The 14,528-nt window shown below is 70.3% G+C and carries 11 protein-coding genes; 10 read left to right on the top strand and 1 reads right to left on the bottom strand.

Translation table 11 applies throughout. The features are described from left to right. The 9 genes from ACTOWY_RS08935 (at position 1) to ACTOWY_RS08895 (ending at position 11,629) form a co-directional block, all read left to right on the top strand. Positions 1–2,442 (top strand): NADH-quinone oxidoreductase subunit G, encoded by a 2,442-nt coding sequence (locus ACTOWY_RS08935; protein WP_441309140.1) that lies wholly within the window; start codon positions 1–3, stop codon positions 2,440–2,442. After that, entirely contained in the window at positions 2,439–3,761 is a 1,323-nt protein-coding gene (gene nuoH / locus ACTOWY_RS08930) for an NADH-quinone oxidoreductase subunit NuoH (protein WP_441309139.1), read from the top strand. Before ACTOWY_RS08935 ends, nuoH begins: the two co-directional genes overlap by 4 nt. Beyond that, positions 3,748–4,299, top strand: a complete 552-nt coding sequence (gene nuoI, locus ACTOWY_RS08925; RefSeq protein WP_441309138.1) for an NADH-quinone oxidoreductase subunit NuoI — start codon at positions 3,748–3,750, stop codon at positions 4,297–4,299. The genes nuoH and nuoI overlap by 14 nt, the downstream gene beginning before the upstream one ends. A 50-nt stretch (positions 4,300–4,349) precedes the next feature. Continuing rightward, entirely contained in the window at positions 4,350–5,180 is an 831-nt protein-coding gene (locus ACTOWY_RS08920; RefSeq protein ID WP_441309526.1) for an NADH-quinone oxidoreductase subunit J, read from the top strand. Continuing rightward, positions 5,177–5,476, top strand: coding sequence for an NADH-quinone oxidoreductase subunit NuoK (nuoK, locus tag ACTOWY_RS08915; protein ID WP_185000548.1), 300 nt, complete (start codon positions 5,177–5,179; stop codon positions 5,474–5,476). The genes ACTOWY_RS08920 and nuoK overlap by 4 nt, the downstream gene beginning before the upstream one ends. A 25-nt stretch (positions 5,477–5,501) precedes the next feature. Then, positions 5,502–7,448, top strand: a complete 1,947-nt coding sequence (nuoL, locus tag ACTOWY_RS08910; protein ID WP_441309525.1) for an NADH-quinone oxidoreductase subunit L — start codon at positions 5,502–5,504, stop codon at positions 7,446–7,448. Then, positions 7,445–9,019 carry an NADH-quinone oxidoreductase subunit M gene (locus ACTOWY_RS08905; RefSeq protein WP_247755510.1) on the top strand — a complete coding sequence of 525 codons (1,575 nt, stop codon included), beginning with the start codon at positions 7,445–7,447 and terminating at the stop codon, positions 9,017–9,019. The genes nuoL and ACTOWY_RS08905 overlap by 4 nt, the downstream gene beginning before the upstream one ends. Before the next feature lie 76 nt (positions 9,020–9,095). Beyond that, positions 9,096–10,598, top strand: a complete 1,503-nt coding sequence (nuoN, locus tag ACTOWY_RS08900; RefSeq protein WP_441309524.1) for an NADH-quinone oxidoreductase subunit NuoN — start codon at positions 9,096–9,098, stop codon at positions 10,596–10,598. Positions 10,599–10,618: 20 nt separating this feature from the next. Then, positions 10,619–11,629, top strand: coding sequence for a polyprenyl synthetase family protein (locus ACTOWY_RS08895; protein WP_441309137.1), 1,011 nt, complete (start codon positions 10,619–10,621; stop codon positions 11,627–11,629). Between the two features lies 1 nt (position 11,630). On the opposite strand, the gene rarD is transcribed toward ACTOWY_RS08895, so the two are convergent. After that, positions 11,631–12,560, bottom strand: coding sequence for an EamA family transporter RarD (rarD, locus tag ACTOWY_RS08890; protein WP_441309136.1), 930 nt, complete (start codon positions 12,558–12,560; stop codon positions 11,631–11,633). 172 nt (positions 12,561–12,732) lie between these two features. Here rarD and ACTOWY_RS08885 point away from each other — a divergent pair, with 172 nt between their 5' ends. After that, entirely contained in the window at positions 12,733–14,376 is a 1,644-nt protein-coding gene (locus ACTOWY_RS08885) for a hypothetical protein (RefSeq protein WP_441309135.1), read from the top strand. The last annotated feature ends 152 nt before the right edge of the window (positions 14,377–14,528 follow it).

The raw sequence follows: 14,528 nt of genomic DNA, 5'->3' as shown, positions 1-14,528 counted from the left end.
ATGACCGTCGCACCCGAGAAGAACTCCGAGACCACCCCGGTGCCAGCCGGGCACGTCCGGCTCACCATCGACGAGCGCGAGGTCATCGCGCCCAAGGGCGAGCTGGTCATCCGCGCCGCCGAACGGCTGGGCATCGTGGTGCCGCGCTTCTGCGACCACCCGCTGCTGGAGCCGGCAGGCGCCTGCCGCCAGTGCCTGGTGGACGTGGAGATGGGCGGCCGACCGATGCCGAAGCCGCAGGCCTCCTGCACGCTCACGGTGGCCGACGGCATGGTGGTCCGCACCCAGCACACCTCGCCGGTGGCCGACAAGGCCCAGCAGGGCGTGATGGAGCTGCTGCTCATCAACCACCCGCTGGACTGCCCGATCTGCGACAAGGGCGGCGAGTGCCCGCTGCAGAACCAGGCGCTCAAGCACGGTCGCACCGAGTCCCGCTTCGTCGAGACCAAGCGCACCTTCCCCAAGCCGATCCCGATCTCCACCCAGGTGCTGCTGGACCGCGAGCGCTGCGTGCTCTGCCAGCGCTGCACCCGCTTCTCCGACCAGATCGCCGGCGACCCGTTCATCGAACTGCTCGAACGCGGCGCGCAGCAGCAGATCGGCATCGCCGAGGGCAAGCCGTTCCAGAGCTACTTCTCCGGCAACACCATCCAGATCTGCCCGGTCGGCGCGCTCACCAGCGCGGCCTACCGGTTCCGCTCCCGGCCGTTCGACCTGGTCTCCACCCCCGGCGTGTGCGAGCACTGCGCCGGTGGCTGCGCGACCAGGGTGGACACCCGGCGCGGCAAGGTCATGCGCCGGCTGGCCGGGGACGACCCCGAGGTCAACGAGGAATGGCTGTGCGACAAGGGTCGCTTCGCCTTCGTCTACCCGACCCTGCCCGACCGGATCCGCCGCCCGCTCGTCCGCGATGAGAGCGGCGAGCTGGTCGAGGCGTCCTGGACCGAGGCGCTGCGGGTGGCGGCCGACGGCCTGGCCAAGGCCAGGGACGGCAAGGGCGTCGGCGTGCTGCCCGGCGGCAGGCTGACCGTCGAGGACGCCTACGCCTACAGCAAGTTCGCCAGGGTCGCCGCGCGCACCAACGACATCGACTTCCGGTCCCGGCCGCACTCCGATGAGGAACTGGCGCTGCTGTCCTCCTCGATCGTGGGTGTCACCCCGGAGACCGGGGTCACCTACAGCGTGGTCGAGGCCGCGCCCACGGTGCTCTGCGTCGGCCTGGAGCCCGAGGAGGAAGCCGGGATCCTGTTCCTGCGCCTGCGCAAGGCGGCGCGCACGGGCCGGACCAAGGTCTTCCACCTCGGCCAGTACACGACCCCCGCGGTGCGCAAGACCTTCGGCACGCTGATCCCCGCCGTGCCCGGCGGCGAACCCGCCGCGCTGCGCTCGCTGCCCGCCGACGCGGACACCTCGCTGCGCAACAAGGGCGCGGTGCTGCTGCTCGGCGCCCGCGCGGTCGAGGTGCCCGGCCTGATCTCGGCCGCGGTCGAGCTGGCCACCGCCACCGGCGCCACGCTGGCCTGGATCCCCCGTCGCGCCGGTGAGCGCGGCGCGGTCGAGGCCGGTGCGCTGCCCACCCTGCTGCCCGGCGGCCGCCCGGTCACCGACGCGGACGCCCGCGCCGAGATCGAGCTGGCCTGGGGCGTGGACGCGGGTTCGCTGCCCGCGACCGCGGGCCGGGACGCGGCGGGCATCCTCGCCGCCGCGGCCGACGGTGCGCTGGACGCGCTGCTCGTCGGTGGCGTCGACCCGGGTGACTTCGGTGACCCGGCCGCCGCGCTGGCCGGCGTCAAGGCAGCCGGATTTGTTGTCTCCCTTGAGCTTCGGCACTCCGCGGTGACCGAGCACGCCGATGTGGTGCTGCCGGTGGCCGCCTCGGTCGAGCGCGCGGGCAGCTACCTCAACTGGGAGGGCCGCCGCCGCGAGTTCAAGGCGGCGCTGGACGTGGCCGGCGTGGTCCCGGACTGCCGGGTGCTGGACACCCTGGCGATCGAGATGGACTCCGACCTGTTCACCCAGACCCCGGCCGCCGCGGCCGCGGACCTGGCCCGGCTGGGCACGCACCGCGGCGCCCGCCCGGTGTTCACCCCGGCCGCCGACCCCGGCGCCCCGGTGCTGGGCAACGGTCACCTGGTGCTGGCGAGCTGGACCCAGATGCTGGGCAACTCCTCGCTGCAGGACGGCGAACCCGCGCTGGCGGGCACCGCCCGTCCGGTGGTGGCCCGGCTGGCCCCGGCCACCGCGGACAAGCTCGGCCTGACCGAGGGCGCCCCGGTCAGCGTGGCCACCGAAACCGGTTCGATCACGCTGCCGCTGGAACTGGCCGATCTGCCCGAGCAGGTCGTGTGGCTGCCCGGCAACTCGGGCACCGCCACCGTGCGCCGCACCCTTGGCGCCGGTCACGGCGCTCTCGTCACCGTCACCGACGGAGGAAACGCATGAACCCGGGCGAAGTCGGACGGCTGCTCGCCGACGATCCGTGGTGGCTGAGCCTGATCAAGGTGCTCGCCGTCTTCATCTTCCTGGTCGTCCTGGTGATCGGCCTGGTCTGGGGCGAGCGCCGGGTGGTCGGGTTCATGCAGCAGCGGCCCGGCCCCAACCGGGCAGGCCCCTTCGGCATGCTGCAGTCCCTGGCCGACGCGCTGAAGATGGCCTTCAAGGAGGACATCCGGCCGGTAATGGCGGACAAGTGGGTCTACTTCCTGGCCCCGATCCTGTCCGCGGTGCCCGCCTTCCTGGCCTTCTCGGTGATCCCGTTCGGGCCGAAGGTCGAGATGTTCGGCTACGAGACCGCGCTGCAGATCGCGGACGTGCCGGTGGGCATCCTGGTGGTGCTGGCCTGCGCCTCGGTCGGCGTCTACGGCATCGTGCTCTCCGGCTGGGCCTCCGGCTCGCCGTACCCGCTGCTCGGCTCGCTGCGCTCGGCCGCGCAGGTGATCTCCTACGAGATCGCGATGGGCCTGTCCATCGTCTCGGTGATCCTGTTCGCCGGATCGCTGTCCACCGCCGACATCGTGGCCGCGCAGTCCCACGGCGTCTGGTTCGTGATCACCCTGCTGCCCAGCTTCGTGATCTACGTGATCTCCATGGTCGGTGAGACCAACCGGGCCCCGTTCGACCTGCCAGAGGCCGAGTCGGAGCTGGTCGGTGGCTTCCACACCGAGTACTCGACCTCGCTGAAGTTCGCCATGTTCTTCCTCGCCGAGTACATCAACATGGCCACCGTCTCGGCGCTGGCCACCACGTTGTTCCTCGGTGGCTGGCAGGCGCCGTTCGGGCTGCACCTCATCGGCGACGGGTTCCTCAACACCGGCTGGTGGCCGGTGCTGTGGTTCCTCGGCAAGATGCTGGCGTTCCTGTTCTTCTTCGTGTGGCTGCGCGCCACCCTGCCCCGGCTGCGCTACGACCAGTTCATGCAGCTGGGCTGGAAGGTGCTGGTCCCCAGCGCGCTGGTCTGGTTCGTCGCGGTCACCGTGGTGAAGTACATCAACACCACCCCGGACATCTCGACCACCCAGTACCTGATCTTCGGTGGGGCCGGCCTGGCAGTGCTGATCCTGCTGGTCTTCCTGATCCCGGAGCGCGAGGTGCCGGAGGAACGGATCCAGGTGGCCGGCAGCGGCTACCCGATCCCGCCGCTGGACCTCGCGGTGCCCAAGCCCCCCAAGCGCCGGACCCCCGTGGCCGCCGCGCAGCAGAGTTCCACGCCGGCCGCGATCGGCACCGAAGGCGGAAAGGAGGCTGGCGATGGGACTGTTTGATCCCATCAAGGGCTTCGGCGTCACCTTCTCGACCATGTTCCGGAAGGTCGTCACCGAGGAATATCCCGAGGTCATGAAGGTCACCGCGCCGCGGTACCACGGTCGCCACCAGCTCAACCGGCACCCGGACGGCCTGGAGAAGTGCGTCGGCTGCGAGCTGTGCGCCTGGGCCTGTCCGGCGGACGCGATCTTCGTCGAGGGCGGTGACAACACCGAGGAGGCCCGCTTCTCGCCGGGCGAGCGCTTTGGGGCGATCTACCAGATCAACTACCTGCGCTGCATCGGCTGCGGTCTCTGCATCGAGGCCTGCCCGACCCGTTCGCTGACCATGACGAACGAGTTCGAGCTGGCCGACGACAACCGGCAGAACCTGATCTACACCAAGGAACAGCTGATGGCGCCGCTGCTGGAAGGCATGGAGCAGCCGCCGCACCCGATGCGCCTTGGTGAGAACGAGCAGGACTACTACGTCAACGGGCCCCAGTTGGCTCGCGGCGAGAAGCCCGCCGAGAAGCCCGCCGAGGGGGCCGTGCGTTGAGTTCCGTCATCGCCTTCCTCGCCCAGGCCCCGCCGGCGGCGCCGGACACCATGTTCCTCGGTGAGCAGATCCTGTTCTGGGTGCTCGGGCCGGTCGCCCTGGCCGGCGCGCTGGGCATGCTCTTCGCCCGCAACGCCGTGCATTCGGCGCTGTTCCTGGTGCTGACCATGCTCAGCCTCGGCGTGCTCTACATCGCGCAGCAGGCGCCGTTCCTGGGCGTGGTGCAGATCATCGTCTACACCGGCGCGATCATGATGCTGTTCCTGTTCGTGCTGATGCTGGTCGGCAGGGACAGTTCGGACTCGGTGGTGGAGGTGCTGCGCGGGCAACGGCTCGCGGCCACCTTCCTCGGCCTCGGCTTCGCCGCGCTGATCGTCTCCGCGCTGGCCCGCGCGCTGACCTCGGTGCCCTCGGTCGGCCTGAGCAAGGTCAACGGCGAGGGCGGCCCCGGCAACGTGGTCGGCATTGGGCAGAAGCTGTTCACCGACTACGTCTTCGCCTTCGAGCTGACCTCGGCGCTGCTGATCACCGCCGCGCTCGGCGCGATGCTGCTGGCCTTCGTGGACAAGGAACACTCCACCAAGCGCAGCCAGCGCGAGCTGGTCGGCGCCCGCCTGCGCGGCGAGCACGACCGCCCCTCGCCGCTGCCCGGTCCCGGTGTGTTCGCCACCGCCAACTCGGTGGCCACCCCGGCACTGCTGCCGGACGGTTCGGTCGCGCCGGAATCGCTGTCCAAGATCATCGAGGCCACCTCGCGTGAGCGCCTCGCCGACGACATCACCGAGGTCGCGGGCACCGGCGCCCAGCCGGACGCGCACGCGCTCACCGGGCAGTCCGACAAGGACGACACCAAGCCCGGTGCTGAGGAGGGGAAGGCATGACCCCCACCTACTATCTGCTGCTGTCCGCGCTGCTGTTCTCCATCGGCGCGGTGGGCGTGCTGGTCCGGCGGAACGCCATCGTCGTGTTCATGTGCATCGAGCTGATGCTCAACGCGGTGAACCTGACCCTGGTGACCTTCTCCCGGATCAACGGCGCGCTGGACGGCCAGGTGATGGCCTTCTTCGTGATGGTCGTCGCGGCGGCCGAGGTGGTCGTCGGACTCGCGATCATCATGTCGATCTTCCGCACCCGCCGCTCGGCCTCGGTCGACGACGCCAACCTGCTCAAGTACTGAGGTGCAGACGGTGAAGGGAAATGTAATGGCCGCCGCCGAGGTGGTGGAGGCTACCGGCGCGGCCCAGTACGCCTGGCTGCTGATCCTGCTCCCGCTGATCGGCGCCACCGTGCTGCTGGTCGGCGGGAAGCGCGTCAACGGGTGGGGTCACCTGCTCGGCTCGGCGGTGGCGATCCTGTCCTTCGTCTACGGCGCGGTGCTGTTCGTGCAGACCATCGGCAAGGACGCGGGCTCGCGAGTCGCCGACCTGCCGGTGTTCGAGTGGTTCAACGTGGCCGCGCTCAAGGTCGAGTTCGGCCTGCGCATCGACCCGCTGTCGATGACCTTCGTGCTGCTGATCACCGGTGTGGGCTCGCTGATCCACATCTACTCGATCGGCTACATGAGCCATGACGCGGACCGGCGGAAGTTCTTCGCCTACCTGAACCTCTTCGTCGCGGCGATGCTGGTCCTGGTGCTGGGCAACAGCTTCGTGACGCTGTACCTGGGCTGGGAGGGCGTCGGTCTGGCCTCCTACCTGCTGATCGCCTTCTGGCAGCACAAGCCGGCCGCGGCCACCGCGGCGAAGAAGGCCTTCCTGATGAACCGGGTCGGCGACGTCGGCCTGGCGCTGGCCATCTTCCTGATGTTCCGGGACCTGGGCACCACCCAGTACACCGAGGTCTTCGCCCGCGCGGGCGAGCTGTCCCCTGGTGTGGTCACCGCGATCGCGGTGCTGCTCCTGCTGGGCGCCTGCGGCAAGTCCGGCCAGTTCCCGCTGCAGGCCTGGTTGCCGGACGCGATGGAGGGCCCGACCCCGGTCTCCGCGCTCATCCACGCCGCGACCATGGTCACCGCCGGTGTCTACCTGGTGGCCCGGTCCAACCCGATCTACAACCTGACCGAGGACGGCCGCCTGGTCGTGGTCATCATCGGCGCCATCACGCTGGTGATCGGGTGCATCATCGGTTGCGCCTACGACGACTTCAAGAAGGTGCTGGCCTACTCCACGGTCAGCCAGATCGGTTACATGATCCTGGCCGTCGGCCTCGGCCCGGCCGGGTACGCGATCGGCATCATGCACCTGCTCACCCACGGCTTCTTCAAGGCCGGGCTCTTCCTCGGGGCCGGTTCGGTGATGCACGGGATGAACGACGAGGGCAACATCCGCCGGATGGGCGGCCTGGCCAGGCACATGCCGGTCACCTTCGTCACCTGGGGCCTTGGCTACCTGGCCCTGATCGGCTTCCCGCTGCTGTCCGGCTTCTACTCCAAGGACGCCATCATCGAGGCGGCGCTGGGCCAGGGCGGCTGGCGCGGCTGGGTCTTCGGCGGCGCGGCCCTGCTGGGCGCCGGGCTGACCGCGTTCTACATGACCCGGTTGATGCTGCTGGTCTTCTTCGGTGAGAAGCGCTGGCAGAAGCTCAAGTCGGCCGACGGTCGCGACTACCACCCGCACGAGTCCCCGGCCAGCATGACGGTGCCGATGATCGTGCTGGCGGTCGGTTCGGTCGGGGCGGGCTTCTTCTTCAGCCAGGGCCACCGGCTCGCGGAATGGCTGGAGCCCTCGCTGGGCAAGCTGGTCGAGTCCGAGCACGGCGTGCTGCCGCACTCGCTGGTGCCGATCCTCACCGTGGCACTGGCCGCGCTCGGCGCGCTCACCGCCTGGCTGATCTTCGGCCGCAAGCCGGTCCCGGTGGAACGCCCGGAGAAGGTCTCCTTCCCGGTGCGGGCCGCGCGCAAGGACCTTTACGCCAACGCGATCAACGAGGGGCTCATCGCGAACCCGGGCTTCCTGCTCACCAGGTTCCTGCTCTTCTTCGACAAAAAGGGCGTCGACGGGGTGGTCAACGGCACGGCCGTGCTGCTCCAGGGCGTCTCCAGCCGGGTCCGCCGGCTCCAGACCGGTTTCGTGCGCTCCTACGCGCTGAGCATGCTGGGCGGTTCGGTTCTGCTGATCGCCGCCCTGCTGATGGTGAGGTTGGCGGGATGAACGGCCTCGTGCTGCTCGCACTTCTGCTGCTGCCGCTTCTCGGCGGCCTGGTGGTGGCGTTCCTGCGTGGCAACGACCGCGCGGCGAAGCTGACCGCGCTCGGGTTCGCCCTGGCCGAGCTGGTGCTCGCCGCGGTGGCCTGGGCCGGGTTCACCCCCGGCGGCGACCGGATCCAGCTCGCCTTCGGGGTGGACTGGATCCCGGCCTTCGGGGTGCGCTTCGCCCTCGGCGTGGACGGCATCGCGCTGGTGATGATCGCGCTGATCGCGGTGCTGGTGCCGATCGTGATCGGCGCCTCCTGGGAGGAGAAGCTGCCCGAGGGCCGCACGGTCGCCGGGTTCTTCTCGCTGTTGCTGGTGATGCAGACCTTCATGATCGGGGTCTTCGCCGCCACCGACGTGTTCCTGTTCTACGTCTTCTTCGAGGCGATGCTGGTGCCCGCCTACTTCCTGATCGGCCGCTTCGGCGGACCGCGCAGGCAGTACGCGGCGGTCAAGTTCTTCCTGTACTCCCTCTTCGGCGGCCTGGTCATGCTGGCCTCGGTGATCGGGGTGTACGTGGTGGCCAGCGGCAAGCTGGGCAAGGGTACCTTCGACTGGGCGACCCTGGTCAGCATCGCCAAGGACATCCCGCAGGGCACCCAGATCTGGCTGTTCCTCGGCTTCCTGATCGCCTTCGCGATCAAGGCGCCGCTGGTGCCGCTGCACACCTGGCTGCCCGATGCCGGTGGCGAGGCCCCGGTGGGCGTCGGCGTGCTGCTGGTCGGCGTGCTCGACAAGGTCGGCACCTTCGGGTTCCTGCGCTACGGCCTGTCGATGTTCCCCGACGCCAGCCGGATCCTGGCGCCCTGGGTGCTCACCTTCGCGGTGATCGGCGTGATCTACGGCGCGATCCTGGCCGCGGGACAGACCGACATGAAGCGGTTCGTCACCTACACCTCGATCGCGCACTTCGGCTTCATCGCGCTGGGCATCTTCGCCTTCAGCACCCAGTCGATCTCTGGCGCGGTGCTGTACATGGTCAACCACGGCCTCTCCACCGGCATGCTGTTCCTGGTGGTCGGCATGGTCATGGCGCGTGGTGGGTCCCGCCTGTTCAGCGACTACGGCGGTATGGCCAAGCTCACCCCGGTGCTCGGCGGCATGTTCTTCATCGCCGGGCTCTCCTCGCTGGCCCTGCCCGGCACCAACTCCTTCGTCAGCGAGTTCCTGGTGCTGATCGGGTCGTTCCCGAGGGAGCCGGTGTTCACCATCATCGCCACCGTCGGCATGGTGCTGGCCGCGCTGTACGTGCTGTGGGCCTACCAGCGGGTCATGCAGGGCCCGGTGCGCGGCAACGCGCTGGTGGGCCTGGCCGGTGGTCCCGGCTCCGCGGTGGATCCCGCCTCGGAGACGGCCAAGACCAAGGTGGCCGACCTGTCCAAGCGCGAGCTGGCGGTGCTGACTCCGCTGGTGGTGCTGATCATCGCGCTCGGGGTCTACCCCAAGCCGGTGCTCGACGTGATCAACCCGTCCGTCACGGCGACGATGACCGAGGCCGGGCAGCAGGACCTGGTGAAGGAAGGCAAGTGACGTGGTGTCCCTGATTCACCTGGCGCAGCCGCAGCAACAACCGCTGCTGGAACTGCCGGACTTCCTGCTCGAGCACATGGTGCCGGTGCTGATCATCCTCGGCGCGGCCTGTGTCTCGGTGCTCTTCGAGGCGCTGCTGCCTCGGCATCTGCGCTGGTCGGTACAGGTGTTCCTGAGCCTGTTCGCGATCGCCGCGGCCGGTGCGGTGCTGGTCACCAAGGGCCTTGGCGAGGCGGGCACCGGTGTGCTGCCGATGGCCAAGGCGCTGGCGGTGGACTACCCCACGCTGTTCCTGTGGGGCACCCTGCTGGCGCTGGGCTTCGGCTCGATCCTGCTGATCGCGGACCGCTCGGTGGAACGCGGCGGCTACTTCGTGGCGCACGCCGCGATCCGCCCCGGCACCATCCAGGACCGGGCGCAGGCGGCCACCACCGGCATGCAGACCGAGGTCTTCCCGCTGGCGCTGTTCGCCCTCGGCGGCATGATGACCTTCGTCGCGGCGAATGACCTGCTGACCATGTTCATCGCGCTGGAGGTGCTCAGCCTCCCGCTGTACCTGCTGTGCGCGCTGGCCCGCCGTCGCAGGCTGATCTCGCAGGAAGCCGCGGTCAAGTACTTCCTGCTGGGCGCGTTCGCCTCGGCCTTCTTCCTCTACGGACTGGCGCTGCTCTACGGCTACGCGGGTTCGGTCAACCTGGCCGCGATCGCCAACGCGGCCGCTGGCAACGACCGTTCCGACACCCTGCTCTTCGCCGGGGTCGGCCTGCTGGTGGTCGGCCTGCTGTTCAAGGCCGCGGTCGGCCCGTTCCACACCTGGAGTCCGGACGTCTACCAGGGTGCGCCCACCCCGGTGACCGCGTTCATGGCCGCCTGCACCAAGGTGGCGGCCTTCGGCGCGATCCTGCGGGTGTTCCAGGTGGCGCTGAAGTCCAGCAGCTGGGAATGGCAGTACGTGCTGTGGGCGGTGGCCATCGTGTCCATGGTCATCGGCGCTGTGCTCGGTCTCACGCAGAGCGACATCAAGCGGATGATCGCCTACTCCTCGGTGGCGCACGCGGGCTTCCTGCTCGTCGGCTCGATCGCGCTCACCCCGCAGGGCCTGTCCGGCACGATGTTCTACCTGCTGGCCTACGGCTTCACCACGCTGGCGGTCTTCGGCGTGATCAGCCTGGTCCGGGATTCACACGGGGAAGCCACCGACATCTCCCAGTGGGCCGGTCTGGCCAAGCGGTCGCCACTGGTGGCCGCGGTGTTCTCCTTCCTGCTGCTCGCACTGGCCGGCATCCCGCTCACCAGCGGGTTCATCGGCAAGTTCGTGGTGTTCGCGGCGGCGATCGAGGACGGGGCCGCCCCGCTGGTCGTGGTCGGCCTGGTCACCAGCGCGATCGCGGCGTTCTTCTACCTGCGGATCATCGTGCTGATGTACTTCCAGGAGCCCGCGGAGGACGGTCCCACGGTCACCGTGCCGGGGGCGTTCACGGTCATGGCCATCACACTCGGTGTGACCGTGACCTTGCTGCTCGGAGTCGTGCCGCAGTTCGCCCTCGACTGGGCGGACCTCGGAGTGTTCGCCTTCTGAGTGCTACGTAGGCTGCAAGTGTGACGACGAGTGAGCAGGCCGGTCGGGGCGCCGGCATCGTGCTGGCAGACCCCGACCTGGAGGCCACGGTTCTGGCCGGGCTGGCCGCGGTCGAGGAGCTGCTGCAGGACTCGGTCCGCAGCGACCTCGACTTCGCGACCGAGGCATCCCTGCACCTGATGGAGGCGGGCGGAAAACGAATCCGCCCGCTCTTCGCCCTCCTGGCCGCCCACTTCGGCGACCCTGGGCGCAAGGAGGTCCTCACCTCCGCCGTCGTGGTGGAGCTGATCCACCTGGCCACGCTCTACCACGACGATGTGATGGACGAGGCCCCGATGCGGCGCGGCGCGCTCAGCGCGAACGCCCGCTGGAGCAACTCGGTGGCCATCCTCACCGGCGACTTCCTGTTCGCGCACGCCTCCAGGCTGGTGGCCGATCTGGGCACGGACGCGGCCCGGATCATCGCCAACACCTTCGCCGAACTGGTCACCGGGCAGATGCGGGAGACCGTGGGCCCGGCCGAGGGCGCGGACCCGGTCACGCACTACCTGTCGGTGATCGACGAGAAGACCGGTTCGCTGATCGCCACCGCGGGCCGCTTCGGCGGCATGTTCGCCGGGGTGCCCGCTGAGCAGGTCGAGGCGCTGTGCCGGTACGGCGACGTGATCGGCGCGGCCTTCCAGATCTCCGACGACATCATCGACATCGCCTCACCTGCGGTGGAGTCCGGCAAGACCCCCGGCACCGACCTGCGTGAGGGCGTGCGCACGCTGCCGATGCTCTACGCGCTGGCCGAGGGCCACGTCTCCGGCGCCCGGCTGCGTGAGCTGCTGTCCCGGCCGCTGGACACCGACACCGAGGTCGAGGAGGCGCTGGAACTGCTCCGGGCGTCCTCGGGCCTGGAAGAGGCGCGCAAGACCCTCAGCGAGTACTCCGAGCGCGCGCACGCCGCCCTGGTGGACCTGCCGGACTGCCCGGCCCGGGCCGCGCTGTCCGCACTGGCGAACTTCGTGGTGGCCCGCTCCCAGTAGCTCAGGAGCCCGCGATGACCTGCGGAGCCGGCCCGGCCCGGCTCCGCAGCACCCGCCGGGCGGCCAGCACGCCGTCCACGGTGAAGACCATCACGGCCACCCAGACCAGCGCGAACCCGGCCCAGCGGGCAGGCGACATCGGCTCGTGCAGCACCAGCACGCCCCAGGCGAACTGCAGGATCGGCGCGAGGTACTGCAGGATCCCCAGTGTGGTCATGGACACCCGCCGCGCGGCGATCCCGAACAGCAGCAAGGGCAGCGCGGTGATCGGCCCGGAGGCCATCAGCAGCAGGTCGTGGCCGGTGAGCCCGGTGCTGAAGGTGCCCTGCCCGCCCAGCCAGAGCAGGAACCCGATCGCGGGCAGGCCCAGCACCAGGCTTTCCGCGGTCAGCGAGTCCACCGCGGCCAGCTTCGAGGTCTTCTTGATCAGCCCGTAGGTGCCGAAGCTGGCGGCCAGCACCAGCGCGATCACCGGCACGTTGCCGTGCTCGAAGGTCAGCACGCACACCGCGGCGCCGCCAACGGCCACCGCGGCCCACTGCGCCCGGCGCAGGCCTTCGTTGAACACCAGCACCCCGAAGAGCACCGAGACCAGCGGGTTGATGAAGTAGCCGAGCGAGGTTTCCACCACCTGCCCGCTGGTCACCCCGTAGATGTAGACGCCCCAGTTGATCGCGATGAGCACCGCCCCGGTCCCGGCCATCAGCCAGCCGCCGGGGGAGAGCCGCCAGAGGATCTTGCCCCGGCGGAGCACGAGGGTGACCAACGCCATCACCGCCAGGGTCCAGACCAGGCGATGTGCCAGGATCTCCAGTGGACCGGCGGGTGCCAGCAGGGGCCAGAAGGCAGGGAAGAAACCCCAGAGCACGTACGCGCCCGCCCCGCACGCCAGGCCGGCCGCGCCGGCCGAGGAGGAAGGCGACGACGGCACGGATCGAGCCTACGCCGCGGCATTGTCGGCTCGACAAGTAACTTCGTCACATCAACTTCCGCTACCTCGTCAACCGGACGCGGCGGACGGCCCTGCGGGTTAGGGTTCGGCAAGGTTTCACCTGCGCGCGGAAAGCGCCAAAGAAAGTGGAAAAGGCCGGAGGGATGTCGCGGTGTCGTCGTTGTTCGGGCAGGTCTGGCTGTGGAGCCTGCTCGCATTCGTGATCGGTGGCCTGGCCACCTGGGTGCTCTTCGTCACCCCGGCCCGCCGTGAGCTGGCCGCGCTGGAGGACGAGCGCGCCACCCGCCGCCCGGACCCGGTCGCCCCGACCGTGATCCGCCACGACGAGGACGACGAGATCGTCTTCGAGCCCCTCCCCGCTCCGAAGCCGGTCCGCCCCATCGCCACCGGCGAGGAGACCACGGTCCTGCCTGCCCAGCCCAAGGCGGAGCAGCCCAAGACCGCCCTGTTCACCCCCGTGTCCACCCCGGAACCCCGCACCTCGATCTTCACCCCGGCCGACGAGCCCACCACCCAGGCCGAGGCCCCGTGGGAACGCCGCCGCGAACCCACCTGGTCCCAGCCCGCCGAACCCGCGCCAACGCAGCAGTGGTCCGCTCCGCGCCCGGAAGACTCCCGCCGCCCGGAACCGGCGGCCCCCACCCAGCAGTGGTCGGCCCCGCCTGCCGAGGACGAGGAACCCGCCCTGCAGTGGCACGAGGACACCTCCTCCCGCCGCGCGGAGCCCGCCCCGCAGCGGTCCGCGGAGGACTCCCGTCGGTCCGAGCCCGCACCGACCCAGGCGTGGACGGCCGAGCGCGCCGAGGATTCCCGCCGCGCGGAGTCCGCCGCCACGCAGCAGTGGTCCGCCGACCAGGTCGAGGACTCCCGCCGCGCGGAGCCCGCGCCGACGCAGGCGTGGTCCGTCGATCGCGCCGACGATTCCCGTCACGCGGAGCCCGCACCCACCCAGCAGTTGTCCGCGGATCGCGCCGAGGACTCCCGCCGCCCGGAACCGGCCGCCACCCAGCAGTGGCCGGCCCAGCGCGCTGATGAGGACTTCCGCCGGTCCGAGCCCGCGCCCACCCAGCAGTGGTCCGCCCAGCCCCCGGCCGACGAGCCCGCCCCGTCCCACCTGGAGGCTGACGACCAGCAGCCCTGGTCCGTCTCCCACCCCGAACCCCCGGCCCCGGTCACCCGCGGCGCGGACCAGCCGACCACCGCGCTCTTCGCCCCGGTCGGCGAGCCCGCCGCCGAAGCCCGGCCCGCCGAATCCGAGTCCCAGCCGGAGCAGGACGACCGCCCGCTCTTCTTCGAGGCCGAGACTCCGGCCTACGGCATCCCGCAGAACGAGATCCTCAACGCCCTGGACGAGGACCCGGAACCCCGCCAGGCGCAGCGCCCGGTCCCGGCGCCGGCTCCGCCCGCGCCGCAGGTGAGCGCGCCGCCGGAGCTGGACGTCACCGACACCGAGCTGGCCGATCACCGGCCGGCCCGGCCGCCGCGGCCTGCCCAGCGGGTGGCGCCGCCGCAGTTCCCGCCGCGGCCGTTGCCGCCGCAGGACCTCAAGGCCAGGGACACCGCCTACTTCCAGCACCTGGCCGCAGCAGGCGGGCCCGGCAACCCGCAGCCGGTGCCGCCCTCGGTGCCCGCACCACCGCGTCAGATGCCGCCGGTGCCGCCCGCGCCGCCGCGGCCGGTGACCCCGGCCGAGCAGCCGCCGCCCCCGGTGGCGCCTGCCGAACCGCCCGCGCCGCCGCAGGGTGAGCGGTCCCGGTCGCTGTTCGAGCCGGTGATCGATCCCGACAAGCAGTGACATGAAGAAGGCCCCGGGGAACGTTGGCGGGTTCACGTGGTCGTTGCAACACCTCGATCTGAGGGGTTGCAACGACCATGTCGTTTTCGGAGGACCTTCACCAGCACCGTGACACGCTGCTGAGGATGATCGACGCTGGCGTGCCAGTGGCC

Source organism: Crossiella sp. CA198 (genome assembly GCF_052078295.1).
Taxonomy (GTDB): domain Bacteria; phylum Actinomycetota; class Actinomycetes; order Mycobacteriales; family Pseudonocardiaceae; genus Crossiella.
Note: the sequence above shows the minus strand (reverse complement) of the source record. Positions and strands in the feature narration are given on the sequence as shown.

Excerpts from the sequence above, each read along its gene's own strand:
- ACTOWY_RS08935 (WP_441309140.1), top strand. The coding sequence starts at position 1 with ATGACCGTCGCACCCGAGAAGAACTCCGAGACCACCCCGGTGCCAGCC.
- nuoH (WP_441309139.1), top strand. The coding sequence starts at position 2,439 with ATGAACCCGGGCGAAGTCGGACGGCTGCTCGCCGACGATCCGTGGTGG.
- nuoI (WP_441309138.1), top strand. The coding sequence starts at position 3,748 with ATGGGACTGTTTGATCCCATCAAGGGCTTCGGCGTCACCTTCTCGACC.
- ACTOWY_RS08920 (WP_441309526.1), top strand. The coding sequence starts at position 4,350 with ATGTTCCTCGGTGAGCAGATCCTGTTCTGGGTGCTCGGGCCGGTCGCC.
- nuoK (WP_185000548.1), top strand. The coding sequence starts at position 5,177 with ATGACCCCCACCTACTATCTGCTGCTGTCCGCGCTGCTGTTCTCCATC.
- nuoL (WP_441309525.1), top strand. The coding sequence starts at position 5,502 with ATGGCCGCCGCCGAGGTGGTGGAGGCTACCGGCGCGGCCCAGTACGCC.
- ACTOWY_RS08905 (WP_247755510.1), top strand. The coding sequence starts at position 7,445 with ATGAACGGCCTCGTGCTGCTCGCACTTCTGCTGCTGCCGCTTCTCGGC.
- nuoN (WP_441309524.1), top strand. The coding sequence starts at position 9,096 with ATGGTGCCGGTGCTGATCATCCTCGGCGCGGCCTGTGTCTCGGTGCTC.